Origin of the sequence: Arthrobacter bambusae, assembly GCF_030812595.1 — a bacterium.
Taxonomy (GTDB): Bacteria; Actinomycetota; Actinomycetes; order Actinomycetales; family Micrococcaceae; genus Arthrobacter; species Arthrobacter bambusae_B.
On record NZ_JAUSSZ010000001.1, the window covers coordinates 572,055 to 590,270 of the forward strand.

The following is an 18,216-nucleotide window of genomic DNA, read 5'->3' on the forward strand; positions in this document are numbered from 1 at the left end:
TACATGGCAGGATTGGATATATGTTGCGTTGGTTGACTGCCGGTGAATCCCATGGCCCGGCACTGCTCGGAATTGTTGAAGGCGTCCCTGCCGGTGTGGAACTCACCAGCGAGGAAATTCGTGACGCCTTGGCGCGTCGCCGGCTCGGCTATGGACGTGGCGCCCGCATGAAGTTCGAGCAGGACGAAGTGAGCATCCTCGGCGGCGTCAGGCACGGCGTGACGCAGGGCGGCCCCGTCGCCATCCAGATCGGCAACACCGAATGGCCCAAATGGGAGCAGATCATGTCTGCCGATCCGGTGGACCCGGCGATGCTCGCGGACCAAGCGCGCAACGCGCCCTTGACCCGTCCGCGGCCCGGCCATGCGGACTTCACAGGCATGCAGAAGTACGGATTCCCTGAAGCCCGCCCTGTCCTGGAACGCGCCAGCGCACGGGAAACCGCCACACGCGTCGCCTTGGGCACCGTTGCTGCGCAATTCCTGAAGCAGCTTGGCATTGAACTCGTGAGCCACACCGTTTCCATCGCGAGCGTGACCGTGCCCGAGGGCCGTCCGCTGCCCGTGCCGTCCGACGTTCTGGCCCTTGACGCCGACCCTTTGCGTTGCTTCGATCGCGAGACCTCCGATGCCATGGTGGCCGAGGTTGACGCAGCACACAAGGAAGGCGAGACCCTCGGCGGCGTGGTCGAAGTTTTGGCCTACGGCCTCCCGCCGGGATTGGGAAGCTACGTGCACTGGGACCGTCGCCTCGACTCCCGCCTGGCTGCTGCCCTGATGGGTATCCAGGCGATCAAGGGTGTCGAAGTCGGCGATGGTTTCCTGACCGCGGCCCGTCGAGGCTCCGCGGCGCACGATGAAATCGTCAAGGACGAAACGGGCCGGATTGTCCGCAAGACCAACCGTGCCGGTGGCATCGAAGGTGGCATGAGCATCGGTGAGGTCTTGCGGGTCCGCGCCGCCATGAAGCCTATTGCCACCGTCCCACGTGCGCTCAAGACCATCGACGTGAGCACCGGTGAGGCCGCCAAGGCGCACCACCAGCGCTCCGACGTCTGTGCCGTTCCGGCGGCCGGTGTGGTTGCCGAGGCCATGGTTGCCTTGGTGCTGGCGGAGGCCGTTGCCGAGAAGTTCGGTGGCGACTCGGTTGCCGAGACCGCCCGAAACCTGCGGGGTTACCTGGACAGCATCCCGGCGAGCCTGGACTCGGTCGGCCACTAGTGGTCCGCGGCAGTTCGGGGGGCAGCTTCGGTCCCGCAATCGTACTCGTGGGACCCATGGCGGTCGGCAAGTCGGTCATTGGCCAGCAGCTCGCCCAGCAATTGGGCGTGCCGTTCGTGGACACCGACGCCGTCATTGTCGAGCATCACGGCACCATCGCGGATATTTTCGCCGGTCGGGGAGAACATGCTTTCCGGGAGATCGAAGCCAGGACGGTGGCACGCGCCATCGAAGCTGCGAACATCGACGGCACGGTCGTTTCGCTCGGTGGCGGTGCAGTGCTTGATTCCGGCACGCAGCAGTTGCTGGGTAATTGCACCGTGGTTTACCTCGAATGCGATGCGGAGACGGTCGCCGAACGCATCGCCCGCAACACTGGACGGCCGCTCCTGGCCGGCGACGCCATGGCACGCTGGGAGACCCTTTTTGCCGCCAGGCGTCCTGTCTATGAACGCCTGGCAGACATAACCGTCGACGTCCGGTCCGGAACCGTCGCGGAAATCGCCCTCCACGTGGAGGAAAGGCTGCATGTACACGCGGCCTTGAAAGAGGAAGTGCAAAAGTGAGCAACGAAGCAACTGTCATCAAGGTCAGCGGCCAGTCCGCCAACGAGAACTACGATGTCGTCGTCGGGCACGGCCTCTTGGAGACCCTTCCCGCGAAGCTGGGTGAGCGCGTCAGGCGGGTCCTTGTAATCCACCCGCGCGCCCTGCGCCTCACGGGCGATACGGTCCGCGCCGAACTCGAGGCTGCGGGTTTCACCGCCCTCACCGCCGAGATCCCTGACGCGGAGGAAGGCAAGCACATCCAGGTTGCCGCCTTCTGCTGGCAGGTGCTTGGCCAGAACGATTTCACCAGGTCCGACGCCATCGTGGCGGTCGGCGGCGGCGCGGTCACCGACCTGGCCGGTTTCGTCGCCGCCACCTGGCTGCGCGGCGTCAAGGTCGTCCACATGCCCACGAGCCTCCTCGGCATGGTGGACGCGTCGGTAGGCGGCAAGACGGGCATCAACACGGCCGAAGGCAAGAACCTGGTGGGCTCCTTCCACCCGCCGGCGGCCGTCCTCGCGGACCTGGACACGCTCCAGACACTGCCCAAGAACGAGCTGATCTCCGGTATGGCCGAGGTCATCAAGTGCGGCTTCATCGCTGATCCCGCGATCCTGGAGCTTGTCGAAAACAAGCCGGAGGAAGTCACCGATCCAGGCTCGGCGGTGCTCCGCGAACTCATCGAACGTGCCATCGCTGTCAAAGCCAAGGTGGTTTCCGAAGACCTCAAGGAATCCGGCCTGCGTGAAATCCTCAACTACGGGCACACCCTCGGCCACGCGATCGAACTGGTGGAGCGCTACTCGTGGCGCCACGGCGCAGCGGTTTCGGTCGGCATGATGTTTGCAGCCGAACTCGCCCGCAGCGTGGGCCGGCTTTCGGACGCCGACGCCGACAGGCACCGCACCATCCTCGAAGGACTCGGGTTGCCGGTCACCTACCGCAGGGACCGTTGGCAGGGCCTGCTCGATGGCATGCGACGCGACAAGAAGTCCCGCGGAGACCTCTTGCGATTCGTGGTGCTCGACGGCGTGGGCAAGCCCGGAATCCTCGATGTGCCGGACACCTCGCTGCTCTTCGCCGCCTACCAGGAGATCGCATCATGACCATCGAGACCTTCAGCGGCATCAGTGACTGGCCCACGGGCGGATTCCCCGGGGTGCGGACGAACCCGGATACGCTACTGCCTGCCATCGTCAACGAGGAAGCGATGCAGTCCGCACTGGCCGAGTCCAACGATCCCGCTGACCGCATCATGGCGCTCATGCTCGAAGGCCACCCGGGCGACGCCGCGGAGTTATTGGCGGAGGCTCGCTACAACGATCCCGAATCGTTCAAATTGCGGATCATCGAAGCCGAACTCCACCGTGCCACCAACCGTTTCGACCGCGCCGTGGAGCTCCTCCGCCGGCTGCTGGGAGAAGTCCACGGAACCGCAAAGGAACCGATCGTCCACCAGTATCTGGGGCGGGTCTATTTTGTCGCCGGCAACCACGTCGCCGCGACGGAGTCATTCGCCAAGGCCTTGGACCTCCGCGTGGCCCTGGCGGCTGACGCTTCGCTGATTTACTCCTCCGCCGTGGCCCTGCAACGCGCCCGGAACGTCCTCGAACTCGCCTCCTGACAAAGGCGCGGGCAGGCATGCCGCAATTTGCCGGTAGAATGGTCTTTGGATTTTTGATAAATACGCGCTGGCGGCCGTCAAGGCATGCCTGCCTGGCATAGTCGGCTGGAAGCCAGAGGGCGTAGCTAGAACCAGTGAGAGAAACCAGAGGATACTAGTGGCAACCACAAATGACATCAAGAACGGGACCGTGCTGAAGCTCGAGGGCCAGCTCTGGAACATCATTGAGTTCCAGCACGTCAAGCCGGGCAAGGGCGGCGCGTTCGTGCGCACGAAGATGCGCAACGTCATGTCGGGCAAAGTGGTCGACAAGACCTTCAACGCCGGCCTCAAGATCGAAACCGCCACAGTTGACCGCCGCGACTACCAGTACCTGTACCAGGACGGCGCGGACTTCGTGTTCATGGACACCCAGGACTACGACCAGATCACGGTTTCCGGTGCCACGGTAGGCGACGCCACCAACTTCATGCTGGAAAACCAGATGGTCAACATCGCCATCCACGAGGGCACCCCGCTCTACATCGAACTGCCCCCGAGCGTTGTCCTCGAAATCACCTACACCGAGCCGGGCCTGCAGGGCGACCGCTCCTCGGCCGGCACCAAGCCCGCCACCCTCGAGACAGGTTACGAGATCCAGGTGCCCCTGTTCGTCGAGAACAACACCAAGGTCAAGGTAGACACCCGCGACGGCAGCTACCTGGGCCGGGTCAACGACTAGTGAGCGCCCGTGGTAAGGCCCGTAACAGGGCCCTCGAAGTACTGTTCGAGGCGGAGCAGCGCTCCGCCTCCGCTTTCGAGGTCTTGAAGGCCCGCCGGGAAAAGACCGACCTCGTGGTCAACCCGTACACGATGGACATCCTGGAGGGCGTGGTTGCCATGCAGCCCACCATCGACGAGTTCCTTCAGACTTACGCCCAGGGCTGGACCTTGGAGCGGATGCCGGCGGTCGATCGCATCATCCTGCGGATCGGTGCCTGGGAACTCCTCTACAACGACGACGTCCCGGACGGCGTCGCAGTCAGCGAAGCGGTGGCACTGGCCAAGGTCATGTCCACCGACGAATCTCCCGCGTTCATCAACGGTCTCCTCGGACGGTTGCAGACGCTGAAGCCTTCCCTCCTCGCCTAGGCGGCATGGAAGCATGCGAAGGGCCGGTGCACACAGGAAACTGCGGGCACCGGCCCTTCGCTTTTTCGACGCCGATATTCCCTCGCGACGCGCAACCTCCCTGGCGACACCGGAATTCCCGCGTCGTGGTTCTTTTCCCGCGTCGTGGTTCCCTTCCCGCGTCGTGATTCCCTTCCCGTGTCGTGGTTCCTTTCCCGTGTCGAGGACCCGTCCCGGGCCAGATCCGGTGATCGTTCTCGACGCCGATATTCCCTCGCGACACGCAACCTCCCTGGCGACACCGGAATTCCGGCGTCGTGATACTTTTCCCGCGTCGTGGTTCCCTTCCCGTGTCGAGGACCCGTCCCAGGCCAGATCCGGTGATCGTTCACGACGCCGATATTCCCTCGCGACGCGCAACCTCCCTGGCGACACCGGAATTCCCGCGTCGAGATACTTTTCCCGCGTCGTGATTCCCTTCCCGTGTCGAGGACCCGTCCCAGGCCAGATCCGGTGATCGTTCACGACGCCGATATTCCCTCGCGACGCGCAACCTCCCTCGCGACACCGGAATTCCGGCGTCGTGGTTCTTTTCCCGCGTCGTGGTTCCGTCGACTGTGAGCTAAAACGCATCGGCCAGCTCCGGAGCGGGCAAGCCGGGTGTCGCCGCTGTGGTAATTTTGAAGAGCAAATGTTCCTTTTTTAATTCCGTCCCGTGAGGCGGGGAAAGGGGAGACGAGCGATGACTGAAGTCACTGCGCCGGTGCCGTCCCGGGTTGTCCTAAACCACGCGGATATCGACCGTGCGCTCACTCGTATCGCCCACGAGATCCTCGAAGCGAACAAGGGTTCCCAGGATCTGGTTCTTTTAGGCATCCCGCGCCGCGGTTATCCGCTGGCCTTGCGGCTGGCAGCAAAAATCGCCGCCGCGGATGCATCCGTCAACGCCTCCGGCATTGTCGGGCAGCTGGACGTCACCATGTTCCGTGACGATCTTTCCCACCAGCCCGCCAGGCCCCCGTATCCCACCAAGCTGCCGTTGTCCGGCATCGACAACAAAGTTGTTGTCCTGATCGATGACGTCCTGTACTCGGGCCGCACCATCCGGGCAGCCCTCGACGCGATCATCGACCTTGGCAGGCCACGGATCGTCCGGCTTGCGGTCCTCGTGGACCGCGGGCACCGCGAACTGCCGATCCGGGCAGACCACGTCGGCAAGAACCTGCCCACGTCTTCCTCGGAGAAGGTCCGGGTCCACCTTGAAGAATTCGACTCCGTCGATGGCCTGCCCATCAATGAAGTAGTGATCGAGGCAGGCTCATGAAACACCTTTTGTCCACCGAAGACCTGAGCGCCGCGAACGCCATCCGGATCCTGGACACCGCCGAAGAGATGGCTGCCGTGGGGGACCGGGAAGTCAAGAAGCTGCCCGCGCTGCGCGGCCGCACCGTGGTCAACCTCTTTTTCGAAGACTCCACCCGCACCCGCATCTCCTTCGAGGCCGCGGCAAAGCGGCTCTCCGCCGACGTCATCAACTTCGCCGCCAAGGGTTCCTCGGTTTCGAAAGGCGAGTCCCTCAAGGACACCGCGCAAACGCTCGCGGCCATGGGCGCCGATGCGGTAGTCATCCGCCACTGGGCTTCCGGGGCTCCGCACCGTTTGGCTTCCACCGACTGGATCGACGCGGCCGTCATCAATGCCGGAGACGGCACCCATGAACACCCCACCCAGGCTCTCCTGGATGCGTTCACGATGCGCCGCCACTGGTCCAGCTTGCACGGCTCGGCCTCCACGGGCGCAGACCTCACGGGTATGCGCGTCGCGATCGCAGGCGACGTCCTGCATTCCCGCGTCGCCCGTTCCAACGTGTGGCTCCTTCGCACCCTGGGCGCGGAAGTAACGCTGGTGGCGCCACCCACTTTGCTGCCCATCGGCGTCGAACACTGGCCCTGCAAGGTCAGCTACAACCTCGACGAGACCCTTGAAGGCGGCGTGGATGCCATGATGATGCTCCGGGTCCAAGGGGAGCGCATGAACGCATCCTTCTTCCCCTCCACCCGCGAGTATTCGCGACGCTGGGGCTTCGACGATGCCCGCCTCCGCGCCCTCGACGAACTCGGGCTCAAGGACACCATCATCATGCACCCCGGCCCCATGAACCGGGGACTGGAGATTTCTTCCGCCGCGGCCGATTCGCCGCGCTCCACGGTCCTGGCCCAGGTCCGGAACGGCGTGTCGGTCCGGATGGCCGCGCTGTACCTGCTGCTCTCGGGGGATTCCCGTGAAGCCGCCCACACGCCCGGCGCAGCCCGCACCAACACCGCCCGTTCCGAGAAGGAGAGCATCTGATGACCGAGACCGCGACAGGGACAGCATCCGGTACCTATTTGATCCGCGGCGCGGCCATCCTGGGTGGCGACGCCGAGGACTTGTTGATCCGCGACGGAGTCATCGCTGAGCGGGGCGCCGGGCTTTCCGCCGAAGGTGCCACGGTGATCGAGGCCGCTGGCCTCGTGGCGCTTCCCGGCATGGTCGACATTCATACCCACCTGCGTGAACCTGGCCGCGAAGACGCGGAAACCGTTGAAACAGGTACCCGCGCCGCGGCCCTTGGCGGATATACAGCGGTGCACGCCATGGCGAACAGCAACCCGGTGGCGGACACCGCCGGCGTCGTCGAGCAGGTCCACAGCCTTGGCCGCGCCTCCGGTTGGGTAGATGTGCGTCCGGTGGGTGCCGTCACGGTCGGGCTTGCCGGAGAGCAGCTCGCCGAACTCGGCGCCATGGCCGACTCCCGCGCCCAGGTCCGGGTCTTCTCCGACGACGGAATCTGTGTCCATGATCCCGTGCTGATGCGCCGCGCCCTCGAGTACGTCAAAGCGTTCGACGGCGTCGTCGCCCAGCACGCGCAGGAACCCCGCCTCACCGCTGGAGCCCAGATGAACGAGGGCGCCGTCTCCGCTGTTCTCGGCCTTGCCGGGTGGCCCGCAGTGGCCGAGGAGAGCATCATCGCCCGGGACGTCCTCCTGGCCCAACATGTCGGCTCCCGCCTGCACGTTTGCCACGTCTCCACTGCCGGATCGGTGGAGATCGTGCGCTGGGCCAAGGAACGGGGGATCAACGTCACCGCTGAGGTGACCCCGCACCACTTGTTGCTCACCGACGAGCTGGTTCGCAGCTACGACCCCGTCTACAAAGTCAACCCGCCCCTTCGCACCGATGCGGATGTCCAGGCGCTCCGTGCCGGGCTGGCCGACGGCACGATCGACGTCGTCGGGACGGACCACGCGCCGCATCCGAGCGAGCACAAAGAGTGCGAGTGGGCCCAGGCAGCCATGGGCATGACGGGACTGGAGACCGCCCTGTCGGTCGTCCAGGAAACCATGATCGAAACCGGGCTCATGACCTGGGCCGACTTCGCCCGCGTCACCTCCACGGTTCCCGCGGCCATTGGCCGTGTTGCGGACCAGGGACGACCGCTCGAGGCCGGCGAACCTGCCAACGTCATCCTCGTTGACCCGGCTGCGCGGTGGACCGTGGATCCGCATAAGATGGCGACCATGGGCAGGAACTCACCCTTTGCGGGCAAAGAGCTCCCGGGCGCCGTCGTTGCGACCTTCTTCAAGGGCCACCCGACCGTACTGGACGGCAAGCTGAACACCCCGTACCGCTATGCAGCGGAGCCCGCCGGCGCTGGCAGCGAGTGATGGACAACAAGATTGCATCCCTGCTCCTCGTCGTCGTTCTCGCCGCGGTCGCGGCCGGACTCATCGCGATAGGTTGGCACGGCAGGCTCAAGCGCCAGGCGGCCCTCGGGCAGCTACCGGAAGTACCTGAAAGGCTCAGCCCGGCGGGCATTGTTGCTGAAGGCCAGTACGTGGCCACGACGACGGCGGGAGACTGGCTTGACCGGGTCGCCGTCCACGGGCTTGGCTTTCGCGGGAACGCCGAAGTGAGCGTCCACCCTGAAGGCGTCCTCTTCGACCGGAAGGGCACCGCACCATTGTTCGTTCCGGCGGAAGCCGTGACGGACTGCGGAAGCGCCAACGGCATGGCCGGCAAATTCGTGGAAAAGGATGGACTCGTGGTCTTGAGCTGGATGCTCGGAGAACACGAGCTCGACACCGGATTCAGGACCAGGCACGCCAACGACAAGCAACCGCTCCTCGAAGCACTTCAAGAATTGATCTCTGCAGCCCCCCAGGCAGATGCCGATAGTGGAAAGTAACAAAGTGACGGATAGCAACGCAGTAGCAGGCACAGTGACAGGCAATACCAACCAAGCAGAGTCCTCCGCGGCAGTGCTGGTCCTCGAAGACGGCCGCACGTTCCGTGGCCGGAGCTACGGCGCCACAGGCGTGGCCCTCGGCGAGGCTGTCTTCGCCACCGGCATGACCGGCTACCAGGAAACCATCACGGACCCCTCCTACGCCCGCCAACTGGTGGTCCAGACGGCCCCCCACATCGGGAACACCGGCGTGAACAAAGAGGACGCCGAGTCCCGCCGCATCTGGGTGGCAGGCTACGTGGTGCGTGACGCCGCGCGCCGCCCGTCGAACTGGCGCTCGGAGCGCAGCTTGGACGAAGAGCTCGCGGAACAGGGCATCGTCGGCATCCAGGCCGTAGACACCCGCGCCATCACCCGGCACCTGCGCGAGCACAAGACCATGCGCGCAGGAATCTTCTCGGGCGCAGCAGCCGAGGCCACGGACAAGGAACTCCTGGACACCGTCCTGGCCAGCGCTCCCATGGAAGGCGCCCGCCTGGCAGAAGAAGTGAGCGTCGAAGAAGCTTACGTCGTCGAACCCGCGGACCATGGCTGGGACGGAGAAGCGAAGTTCAGCATCGCCGCGATCGACCTTGGCATCAAGGCGATGACCCCCGTCCGCTTCGCCGAACGCGGCGTCCGCGTCCACGTCCTACCGGCCACCGCAACGTTGGAAGACGTCAAGGCAGTCAACCCGGATGGCTTCTTCATGTCCAACGGCCCCGGCGACCCCGCTACGGCCGATGCCCAGGTGGCGCTGCTCCGCTCTGTGCTCGACGAGAAGATCCCGTACTTCGGAATCTGCTTCGGCAACCAGATCCTGGGCCGGGCCCTCGGCTTCGGTACCTACAAGCTCAAGTACGGCCACCGCGGTATCAACCAGCCGGTAATGGACCGCCGCACGGGCAAAGTCGAGATCACGTCGCAGAACCACGGCTTCGCCGTCGACGCCCCCATGGACGGTGCCAGCATGGCTCCGGAAGAGCGCTTTGGCCGGGTGGAGGTCAGCCACGTGAGCCTCAACGACGACGTCGTCGAGGGACTCGCCTGCCTCGACATCCCGGCCTTCTCGGTCCAGTACCACCCCGAAGCCGCAGCCGGACCGCACGACGCCGCTTACCTCTTCGACCGCTTCATCGAGCTGATGGAAAGCACGAAGAACGGCCAGGATGCAGAGCAGGGCGCCGACACTCAGACATCGAACTCCGCGAAGAACGAGGACACCAAGTAATGCCAAAGCGTACAGATCTCAAAAGCGTCCTCGTAATCGGTTCCGGCCCGATCGTTATCGGCCAGGCGGCCGAGTTCGACTATTCCGGAACCCAGGCCCTGCGGGTGCTCAAAGAGGAAGGCCTGCGCGTCATCCTGGTGAACTCGAACCCGGCCACGATCATGACCGACCCCGAGTTCGCCGATGCCACCTACGTCGAGCCCATCACTCCCGAGGTGGTCGAAAAGATCATCGCCAAGGAGCGCCCGGACGCCGTGCTGCCCACCCTGGGTGGACAGACCGCGCTCAACACTGCCATCGCACTGGACAAGAACGGCGTGCTCGAGAAGTACAACGTCGAACTCATCGGTGCCAACATCGCCGCGATCGAACTCGGCGAGGACCGTGAAAAATTCAAGGGCGTCGTGGAACGCTGTGGCGCCGAGTCGGCACGCAGCCACATCATCCACACCATGGATGAAGCACTGACTGCGGCGGAAGACCTCGGCTACCCGATGGTTGTCCGTCCGTCCTTCACCATGGGCGGCTTGGGCTCTGGCCTGGCGTACAACGAGGAAGACCTGCGCCGCATCGTGGGCCAGGGCCTGCAGTACAGCCCCACCTCGGAGGTCCTGCTCGAGGAGAGCATCCTCGGGTGGAAAGAGTATGAGCTGGAGATGATGCGCGACAAGAACGACAACGTCGTTGTTGTCTGCTCCATCGAGAACTTCGATCCGGTAGGTGTGCACACGGGCGACTCCATCACCGTTGCCCCGGCACTGACCCTGACGGACCGCGAGTACCAGCGGCTGCGCGATATCTCCATCGCCGTGATCCGCGAAGTCGGCGTCGACACCGGTGGCTGCAACATCCAGTTCGCCGTCGAGCCGGACACGGGACGCGTCGTCGTCATCGAAATGAACCCGCGTGTTTCGCGTTCCTCGGCATTGGCTTCCAAGGCCACCGGATTCGCCATCGCCAAAATCGCCACCAAGCTCTCCTTGGGCTACACCCTGGACGAGATCCCGAACGACATCACCCAGAAGACCCCGGCGAGCTTCGAGCCGACCCTCGACTACGTCGTCGTCAAGGTTCCCCGCTTCGCGTTCGAGAAGTTCCCGGCCGCGGACAACACGTTGACCACCACCATGAAGTCCGTCGGTGAAGCCATGGCCATGGGCCGCAACTTCACGGAGGCCCTGCAGAAGGCCCTCCGCTCCCTCGAGCAGAAGGGCTCGCAGCTGGACTTCGGCCACGTCCCCGAATGGGAAGTCCCGGAACTCGTCGAAAAAGCGAAGCGTCCGACGACGGACCGCCTCTACCAGGTCCAGCGCGCCTTGCTCGGCGGTGCTTCGGTCGAGGAGCTCTACGAAGCCACGAAGATCGATCCGTGGTTCCTGGACCAGCTGCAGCTGCTCAACGAGACCTCCCAGGAGATCCGCAAGGCCGGTGCCCTGACGGAAGACATGCTCCGCAACGCCAAGCGCCATGGATTCTCCGATGCGCAGATCGGCGCCCTGACCCACAACCCGGAGGCCGTTGTCCGCGGCGTCCGCCAGGCGCTGGGTATCCGTCCGGTCTACAAGACGGTGGACACCTGTGCGGCCGAATTTGCCGCGTACACCCCGTACCACTACTCGGCATATGACGAGGAGGACGAGGTGGGCCTGCACTCCAAGCCGTCCGTCATCATCCTGGGTTCGGGCCCCAACCGCATCGGCCAGGGCATCGAGTTCGACTACTCGTGCGTCCACGCATCCATGGCGTTGCGCAAGGCCGGTTACGAGACCGTCATGGTCAACTGCAACCCGGAGACCGTCTCCACGGACTATGACGTCTCCACGCGCCTCTACTTCGAACCGCTGACACTGGAGGATGTCCTCGAGGTCATCGGAGCCGAAGAGCGCACCGGCGGCGTCATGGGCGTCTTCGTGCAGCTCGGCGGCCAGACTCCGCTCAAGCTTGCGCAGCAGTTGGCAGACGCCGGCGTACCGATCCTCGGTACCTCCCCGGAAGCGATCGACCTTGCCGAGCACCGAGGTATGTTCTCCCGCGTGCTTGACCGGGCCGGACTGATCGCCCCGAAGAACGGCACCGCCGTGTCCTTCGAGGACGCCAAGAAGATCGCCGACGAGATCGGCTACCCCGTCCTCGTCCGTCCGTCCTATGTGCTTGGCGGCCGCGGGATGGAAATCGTCTACGACGAAGCCAACCTTTCTCGCTACATCGCGAACGCCACGGAAATCACCCCGGACCACCCGGTGCTGATCGACCGCTTCCTCGAGGACGCCGTCGAAATCGACGTCGACGCGCTCTTCGACGGCACGGACATGTACCTCGGCGGCATCATGGAGCACATCGAGGAAGCCGGCATCCACTCCGGCGACTCCGCATGTGTCCTGCCTCCGATCACCCTCGGTAGCAACGTCATCGAGCGTGTCCGCACTGCCACCCGGGCCATCGCCGAAGGCGTAGGGGTCCGCGGCCTCATCAACATCCAGTTCGCGCTGGCTTCCGACGTGCTCTACGTGCTCGAGGCAAACCCGCGCGCTTCCCGCACGGTTCCCTTCGTCTCCAAGGCAACGGGGGTGCAAATGGCCAAGGCCGCGGCCTTGATCGGTACCGGCGTGACCATCAACCAGTTGCGCAGCGCCTACAAGATGCTGCCGGAAACGGGCGACGGTTCCAACCTTCCGCTCGACGCCCCTGTGGCCGTGAAGGAAGCGGTGCTGCCGTTCAGCCGTTTCCGGACCCCCGCCGGCAAAGTTGTGGACTCGCTCCTCGGCCCCGAAATGCGCTCCACCGGTGAGGTCATGGGCATCGATAAGCATTTCGACACCGCTTTCGCCAAGAGCCAGTCCGCGGCGAACAACGCTTTGCCCACCGAAGGCAAGATCTTCGTCTCTGTCGCCAACCGCGACAAGCGCTCGGTGATCATGGGCGTCAAGCGCCTGTCGGACCTCGGTTTCGAAATTGTCTCCACGGGCGGGACCGCGGATGTCCTGCGCCGCAACGGCATCCAGGCCACACCCGTCCGCAAGGTCGCTGAGGGCAGCAGCGCCGAAGGTGAGGGCACCATCGCGGATCTCATCGTCGCCGGCGAAATCGACATGGTCTTCAACACGCCTTCCGGGGGCGAAGCCCGCAGCGACGGCTACGAACTCCGCGCTGCCGCTACGTCCATCGGCATCCCCTGCATCACCACAGTCGCGGAGTTCAACGCCGCCGTGCAGGCAATCGAGGCGCTGCGCACGTACGAGTGGTCGGTGACGAGCCTCCAGGAGCACGCAGCGGCGTTGTCAGCGTCCAAGGCCGCGGCAGCCGAGGCCGTCAATGCCTGAGTCTGCCGAATCCGTCGGGCAGATCGTTGCACAGCCGGGGCAGGAGCCGTTCGGCTCCCGCCTGGCTGCCGCAATGGCTGCCCGCGGCCCTTTGTGCGTAGGTATTGACCCGCACCCGGGGCTCTTGGCGGACTGGGGATTGAACGACGACGTCGCCGGCCTCGAGCGCTTTTCGCTCACCGTTGTCGAGGCCGTGGCAACGCTCGCTGCCGCGGTGAAGCCCCAGGTGGCGCTCTATGAACGTCACGGCTCCACAGGCATGGCGGTCCTGGAGCGGACCCTTGCGGCCGCATCGGACGCCGGCGTATTGAGTATCGCCGACGCCAAGCGGGGAGACATCGGCTCGACGATGGCGGCTTATGCCGACGCCTGGCTACGGGATGGTTCCGCCTTGGCGGCAGACTCGGTCACGCTGAGCCCGTATCTCGGCTTTGAGTCGTTGCGTCCGGCGCTCGACCTGGCGGCCGAGACCGGCCGTGGAGTCTTCGTGCTGGCCCTGACGTCCAACCCCGAGGGCAAGTCCGTGCAGCATGTTGGCGGTTCGGAATCGGTGGCCCGGCGGATCATCGAGGCGGCGGCCGTTGAGAACCGCCGCTATTCCGGTGCCACGGGGCGAGTCGGCCTGGGCTCGGTCGGCCTGGGCTCTGTCGGCCTGGTCGTGGGTGCCACGATCGGCGGCGCCCTCGTGGAACTTGGACTGGACCTCGACGCCGTTCACGGACCGATCCTGGCACCCGGCTTGGGCGCGCAAGGGGCTACGCCAGCGGATCTGCGTGCCACTTTCGGGGCGGCGTACCCTGCTGTCCTGGCAACCTCGAGCCGCGGGATCCTCGCCGCTGGTCCAAGTATTGCCGGGCTGCGCTCCGCCACCGAGGCCACGCGTGACGGCTTGCTCGAAGGCTGAACCCGATGTTGGTTGGTCCAATGCATTGCGCTCCGTACTAACCACACGATAGCTTCGGGATCAGTCCAATCTGCTTCGCACTCGATGACGGCCAAAGGAGATGTGTCAGTGACATTAAAGGCTTTGTCTCCAGAGGAACGTTCCGATGCCTTGCAAAAGGCTGCGAGGGCGAGGGCAAGACGGGCTCTTGCGAAAGAGCAGCTCAGGACGGGCGAACTTAGCTTTGCCCAGCTGATCAAATCGTCGCAAACAGACGAGGCTATCGCCCGCATGCGTGTTTCCGAGCTCATCGAGGCCGTTCCGGGCATTGGTCCGGTCCGGGCCGCAGCCATCATGGCGGAGATTGGAATCGCTTCTTCACGAAGGCTCAAGGGCCTGGGAATTCACCAGTCCCGGTCGCTGATAGATTTTATGGAAGACAAATACAGCGTCTGAACAAATGCGGCATTCGAGATGAAATGCAGCATATAAAGAATCTCCACGAAGGATGATGTGAGCAAGAATCCGGGACTGACCGTCCTCGCAGGCCCCACTGCCGTTGGCAAGGGAACAGTATCCACCTATATCCGGGACAATTACCCCGAGGTCTGGCTGTCAGTTTCAGCGACCACGCGTGCGCCCCGGCCGGGGGAACAGGATGGTGTCCACTACTACTTCAAGTCCGCCGAAGAATTCGACGCCCTTGTTGCCGATGGCCAATTGCTTGAGTGGGCCGTCGTTCATGGAAAGAACCGCTATGGCACGCTGCGCAGCACGGTGGACGCTGCCATCGCCGAAGGCCGGTCCGTGCTGTTGGAGATCGATTTGCAGGGCGCCAGGCAAGTCAAGGCGGCAGTTCCCGACGCCAACTTCGTCTTCCTCGCTCCACCCAGCTGGGACGAAATGGTCCGCCGCTTGGTAGGACGCGGCACCGAAACCCCGGAGGAACAGCAGCAACGGCTGGAAACCGCTAAACTGGAACTTGCCGCTGAACCGGAGTTTGACCACACCGTCATCAATGACGACGTACGCCGGGCAGCGGACGAGCTTGTTTCACTCATGGGGCTTACCCCGCACCAGCGCTAAGCGCTAGCACTTGTCAGCCCGTTAGAATTTGGAGAATTCGTGTCCACGAACCTTGAAGGCATCATCAACCCGCCGATCGACGAGCTGCTTGCTGCTGCCGATTCCAAGTACGGCTTGGTGATTTTCGGCGCCAAGCGCGCACGCCAGATCAATGCGTACTACGCCCAGCTGCACGAGGGTCTCTTCGAGTACGTTGGCCCGCTGGTCGACACGAAGCTGAACGAGAAGTCGCTTTCCATCGCCCTGCGCGAGATCAACGAGGGCCTGCTGGTTTCCACGCCCATCGAGCCCGCAGAGTAAACAGACTGCCTGTTGACGGAGGTCACGTGCGCATAGTCCTCGGAGTCGGGGGAGGGATCGCAGCCTACAAGGTTGCATCGCTCCTCCGGCTTTTTACTGAAGCCGGACACAACGTCACGGTCATCCCCACCGAGGCCGCCAGCCGGTTTGTCGGCGTCGCCACATGGGAGGCCCTCTCAGGCAATCCGGTGAGCAACAGCGTCTTTGACGACGTCGAGAAGGTCAACCACGTCCGTCTCGGTCATGAAGCGGATCTCATCGTGGTCGCTCCGGCAACCGCCGACCTCTTGGCCAAAGCGGCAACCGGCCAAGCGGGGGACCTGCTCACCAATACGCTCCTCATGGCGCACGGCCCGGTGCTTTTCGCACCCGCGATGCACACCGAAATGTGGCAAAACCAGGCCACCCAGGCGAATGTGGAAACACTGCGCAGCAGAGGCATCACCGTCCTGGAACCCGCCGTGGGCCGGCTGACAGGTGCGGACTCCGGGCCCGGCAGGCTGCCGGAGCCGGAAGCCATCTTCGCAGCAGCCATGGCTTTGGTTGGCGCTTCCTCGCCCTCAACCCGGCTTGTCGGACCGAAGCCCCTGGCCGGGCGTACCATCACGATTTCCGCCGGCGGCACCAGGGAAGCCCTCGATCCAGTCCGTTTCCTTGGGAACCGGTCCTCCGGCAAGCAGGGCGTCGCGCTGGCCGCTGCGGCCCTTGACGCAGGAGCGCGCGTCCGGTTCCTCGCCGCCCACATGGAGGTAGAGGCACCCTCCGGCGTCGAGCTGATCCAGGTTGAATCCGCTTTGGAGCTCCGTGACGCCGCGTTGGAAGCCGCCGTCGGCTCCGACGTGGTGATCATGGCCGCGGCCGTCGCGGATTTCCGCCCTGCCGAGGTTTCAGACACGAAAATCAAGAAGGTCAACGGCAACGACGCCCCGGTGGTGCGCCTTGTGCAGAACCCGGACATCCTGCATGAGCTGGTGATGCGCCGCGACGCGGGGGGATCCACGCAGTTGATCATCGGGTTTGCAGCCGAAACCGGGGACGAGGACGGCGACGTCATGGAGCACGCCGCCGCCAAGCTCAAACGGAAAGGCTGCGATCTTTTGGTGGTCAACCAGGTAGGCGTCGGGCGCGTGTTCGGCCAGGACCAGAATTCTGTGATCATTCTCTCCGGCCATGGCGCGGCCCCGCAGTCGGCGGCGGGTTCCAAATCCGACGTCGCCGCCGCGGTCATTGACCGCATCAGCACCGAACTGAGCCGCGTACACCCTGCCACCTAGGTGCCAGGTGAGGTTTTCCCTAGCTGGTCCATCCTTAGCATATGGACATAAGGCGGAAGCCGGTCGTCCCCAACCGAGTAAGGTAGTCGAGTGACTTTACCGCTGCACCATGAATCCCACGGCACCCCGTCCAAGCTCCGGCTCTTCACCTCAGAGTCGGTCACGGAAGGCCACCCGGACAAGATCTGCGACCAGATCAGCGACGCCATCCTCGATGCGCTCCTGGCGGCGGACCCGGAGTCGCGCGTGGCTGTTGAAACCATGGCCACCACCGGGCTGGTACACGTGGCCGGTGAAGTGACCACGGACGCGTATGTCGAAATTCCGCAGATCGTCCGCGAGACCATCCTCGGAATCGGTTACGACTCGTCCGCCAATGGCTTCGACGGCGCGCGGTGCGGCGTGTCTGTCTCCATCGGACAGCAGTCCAACGACATCGCCGGTGGCGTCTTCAATTCGATTGAGGCCCGGGAAGGCCGGCAGGAGGACGACTACGACCTCCAGGGGGCCGGGGACCAGGGCATCATGTTCGGCTACGCGAGCGACGAGACTCCGTCCTACATGCCAACGCCCATCTGGCTCGCCCACCGGCTCTCCGAGCGTCTCACCGAAGTCCGCAAGAGCGGCGAACTGGCCTACTTGCGCCCTGACGGCAAGACCCAGGTGACGGTCGGATATGACCGCGACCGTCCCGTTTCCGTTGAGACGGTGGTCATTTCCAGCCAGCACGCCGAAGGAACACACCTCGATCGCCTGCGAGCCGATCTTGCCTCGCACGTTATCGATCCCGTCCTGGCAGTGTCCAACCTGGACATCTCACACGTCGCAAATATCCTGAACCCTGCCGGCGCCTTCGTCATCGGCGGTCCCGTGGGCGACGCCGGGCTGACGGGCCGCAAGATCATCGTTGACACCTACGGCGGCATGGCACGACACGGCGGCGGCGCTTTCTCCGGCAAGGATCCGTCGAAGGTTGACCGTTCGGCGGCCTACGCGATGCGTTGGGTAGCGAAGAACGTCGTGGCCGCGGGTCTGGCCAAGCGGGCCGAAATCCAGATCGCCTACGCGATCGGCCAGGCGCGTCCCGTGGGCACCTACGTGGAAACTTTCGGTACTGAAACCGTTGACCCGGCCAAGATCAGCGAGGCGATTGCGGAGATCTTCGACCTCCGTCCGCGCGCTATCATCGACGCTCTCGACCTCAAGCGCCCCATCTACGCCAAGACCGCAGCGCACGGCCACTTCGGCCGGGAAGAGCCGGATTTCACGTGGGAACGCTTGGACCGCGTGGACGAACTGAAGGAATTCTTCAACGCCTGACGTGGCTGCTCCAGCAAGAGCGGGAATTGTCAG

At 64.3% G+C, this 18,216-nt stretch carries 18 protein-coding genes; all 18 read left to right on the top strand.

Annotation, left to right across the window (positions count from 1 at the left end; translation table 11 throughout):
* Positions 1–20: 20 nt before the first annotated feature.
* The 18 genes from aroC (at position 21) to metK (ending at position 18,183) form a co-directional block, all read left to right on the top strand.
* The gene (aroC, locus tag J2S96_RS02720) at positions 21–1,220 is read left to right on the top strand and encodes a chorismate synthase (protein WP_306859612.1); all 1,200 of its coding nucleotides are present in this window, start codon (positions 21–23) and stop codon (positions 1,218–1,220) included.
* The gene (locus J2S96_RS02725; protein ID WP_306859614.1) at positions 1,220–1,786 is read left to right on the top strand and encodes a shikimate kinase; all 567 of its coding nucleotides are present in this window, start codon (positions 1,220–1,222) and stop codon (positions 1,784–1,786) included. Before aroC ends, J2S96_RS02725 begins: the two co-directional genes overlap by 1 nt.
* A complete protein-coding gene (aroB, locus tag J2S96_RS02730) occupies positions 1,783–2,874 on the top strand; it encodes a 3-dehydroquinate synthase (protein WP_306859616.1) in 1,092 nt (363 codons plus the stop codon). Before J2S96_RS02725 ends, aroB begins: the two co-directional genes overlap by 4 nt.
* Positions 2,871–3,392: a tetratricopeptide repeat protein gene (locus tag J2S96_RS02735; protein ID WP_306859617.1), complete on the top strand. Its 522-nt coding sequence runs from the start codon at positions 2,871–2,873 to the stop codon at positions 3,390–3,392. The genes aroB and J2S96_RS02735 overlap by 4 nt, the downstream gene beginning before the upstream one ends.
* 157 nt (positions 3,393–3,549) lie before the next feature.
* Positions 3,550–4,113 (top strand): elongation factor P, encoded by a 564-nt coding sequence (gene efp, locus J2S96_RS02740; RefSeq protein ID WP_011692114.1) that lies wholly within the window; start codon positions 3,550–3,552, stop codon positions 4,111–4,113.
* Entirely contained in the window at positions 4,113–4,523 is a 411-nt protein-coding gene (nusB, locus tag J2S96_RS02745) for a transcription antitermination factor NusB (protein ID WP_306859620.1), read from the top strand. Before efp ends, nusB begins: the two co-directional genes overlap by 1 nt.
* 721 nt (positions 4,524–5,244) lie before the next feature.
* Positions 5,245–5,826 (top strand): bifunctional pyr operon transcriptional regulator/uracil phosphoribosyltransferase PyrR, encoded by a 582-nt coding sequence (pyrR, locus tag J2S96_RS02750; RefSeq protein WP_306859622.1) that lies wholly within the window; start codon positions 5,245–5,247, stop codon positions 5,824–5,826.
* The gene (locus J2S96_RS02755) at positions 5,823–6,851 is read left to right on the top strand and encodes an aspartate carbamoyltransferase catalytic subunit (RefSeq protein WP_306859624.1); all 1,029 of its coding nucleotides are present in this window, start codon (positions 5,823–5,825) and stop codon (positions 6,849–6,851) included. The genes pyrR and J2S96_RS02755 overlap by 4 nt, the downstream gene beginning before the upstream one ends.
* Positions 6,851–8,209 (top strand): dihydroorotase, encoded by a 1,359-nt coding sequence (locus J2S96_RS02760; RefSeq protein ID WP_306859625.1) that lies wholly within the window; start codon positions 6,851–6,853, stop codon positions 8,207–8,209. The genes J2S96_RS02755 and J2S96_RS02760 overlap by 1 nt, the downstream gene beginning before the upstream one ends.
* Positions 8,209–8,730: a PH-like domain-containing protein gene (locus J2S96_RS02765; protein ID WP_306859626.1), complete on the top strand. Its 522-nt coding sequence runs from the start codon at positions 8,209–8,211 to the stop codon at positions 8,728–8,730. The genes J2S96_RS02760 and J2S96_RS02765 overlap by 1 nt, the downstream gene beginning before the upstream one ends.
* On the top strand, positions 8,711–10,000 hold the full coding sequence (gene carA, locus J2S96_RS02770; protein ID WP_306859627.1) for a glutamine-hydrolyzing carbamoyl-phosphate synthase small subunit: 1,290 nt from the start codon (positions 8,711–8,713) through the stop codon (positions 9,998–10,000). The genes J2S96_RS02765 and carA overlap by 20 nt, the downstream gene beginning before the upstream one ends.
* Positions 10,000–13,320, top strand: a complete 3,321-nt coding sequence (gene carB / locus J2S96_RS02775; protein WP_306859628.1) for a carbamoyl-phosphate synthase large subunit — start codon at positions 10,000–10,002, stop codon at positions 13,318–13,320. The genes carA and carB overlap by 1 nt, the downstream gene beginning before the upstream one ends.
* Positions 13,313–14,224: an orotidine-5'-phosphate decarboxylase gene (gene pyrF / locus J2S96_RS02780; protein WP_306859629.1), complete on the top strand. Its 912-nt coding sequence runs from the start codon at positions 13,313–13,315 to the stop codon at positions 14,222–14,224. Before carB ends, pyrF begins: the two co-directional genes overlap by 8 nt.
* A gap of 84 nt (positions 14,225–14,308) precedes the next feature.
* Positions 14,309–14,659, top strand: a complete 351-nt coding sequence (gene mihF, locus J2S96_RS02785; protein ID WP_306859630.1) for an integration host factor, actinobacterial type — start codon at positions 14,309–14,311, stop codon at positions 14,657–14,659.
* A gap of 57 nt (positions 14,660–14,716) precedes the next feature.
* Positions 14,717–15,289: a guanylate kinase gene (gene gmk, locus J2S96_RS02790; protein WP_306859631.1), complete on the top strand. Its 573-nt coding sequence runs from the start codon at positions 14,717–14,719 to the stop codon at positions 15,287–15,289.
* A 39-nt stretch (positions 15,290–15,328) separates the two neighbouring features.
* Positions 15,329–15,589 carry a DNA-directed RNA polymerase subunit omega gene (rpoZ, locus tag J2S96_RS02795; protein WP_028267125.1) on the top strand — a complete coding sequence of 87 codons (261 nt, stop codon included), beginning with the start codon at positions 15,329–15,331 and terminating at the stop codon, positions 15,587–15,589.
* A gap of 26 nt (positions 15,590–15,615) precedes the next feature.
* Positions 15,616–16,863, top strand: coding sequence for a bifunctional phosphopantothenoylcysteine decarboxylase/phosphopantothenate--cysteine ligase CoaBC (gene coaBC, locus J2S96_RS02800; protein ID WP_306859632.1), 1,248 nt, complete (start codon positions 15,616–15,618; stop codon positions 16,861–16,863).
* Positions 16,864–16,953: 90 nt separating this feature from the next.
* On the top strand, positions 16,954–18,183 hold the full coding sequence (gene metK / locus J2S96_RS02805) for a methionine adenosyltransferase (protein WP_306859635.1): 1,230 nt from the start codon (positions 16,954–16,956) through the stop codon (positions 18,181–18,183).
* Positions 18,184–18,216 lie beyond the last annotated feature (33 nt).

What these genes read in the sequence shown, in the direction of transcription:
- mihF (WP_306859630.1), top strand. Translation starts at nt 14,309, where the DNA reads ATGACGGCCAAAGGAGATGTGTCAGTGACATTAAAGGCTTTGTCTCCA.
- J2S96_RS02760 (WP_306859625.1), top strand. Translation starts at nt 6,851, where the DNA reads ATGACCGAGACCGCGACAGGGACAGCATCCGGTACCTATTTGATCCGC.
- pyrR (WP_306859622.1), top strand. Translation starts at nt 5,245, where the DNA reads ATGACTGAAGTCACTGCGCCGGTGCCGTCCCGGGTTGTCCTAAACCAC.
- J2S96_RS02735 (WP_306859617.1), top strand. Translation starts at nt 2,871, where the DNA reads ATGACCATCGAGACCTTCAGCGGCATCAGTGACTGGCCCACGGGCGGA.
- aroC (WP_306859612.1), top strand. Translation starts at nt 21, where the DNA reads ATGTTGCGTTGGTTGACTGCCGGTGAATCCCATGGCCCGGCACTGCTC.
- pyrF (WP_306859629.1), top strand. Translation starts at nt 13,313, where the DNA reads ATGCCTGAGTCTGCCGAATCCGTCGGGCAGATCGTTGCACAGCCGGGG.
- J2S96_RS02765 (WP_306859626.1), top strand. Translation starts at nt 8,209, where the DNA reads ATGGACAACAAGATTGCATCCCTGCTCCTCGTCGTCGTTCTCGCCGCG.
- carA (WP_306859627.1), top strand. Translation starts at nt 8,711, where the DNA reads ATGCCGATAGTGGAAAGTAACAAAGTGACGGATAGCAACGCAGTAGCA.
- carB (WP_306859628.1), top strand. Translation starts at nt 10,000, where the DNA reads ATGCCAAAGCGTACAGATCTCAAAAGCGTCCTCGTAATCGGTTCCGGC.
- J2S96_RS02755 (WP_306859624.1), top strand. Translation starts at nt 5,823, where the DNA reads ATGAAACACCTTTTGTCCACCGAAGACCTGAGCGCCGCGAACGCCATC.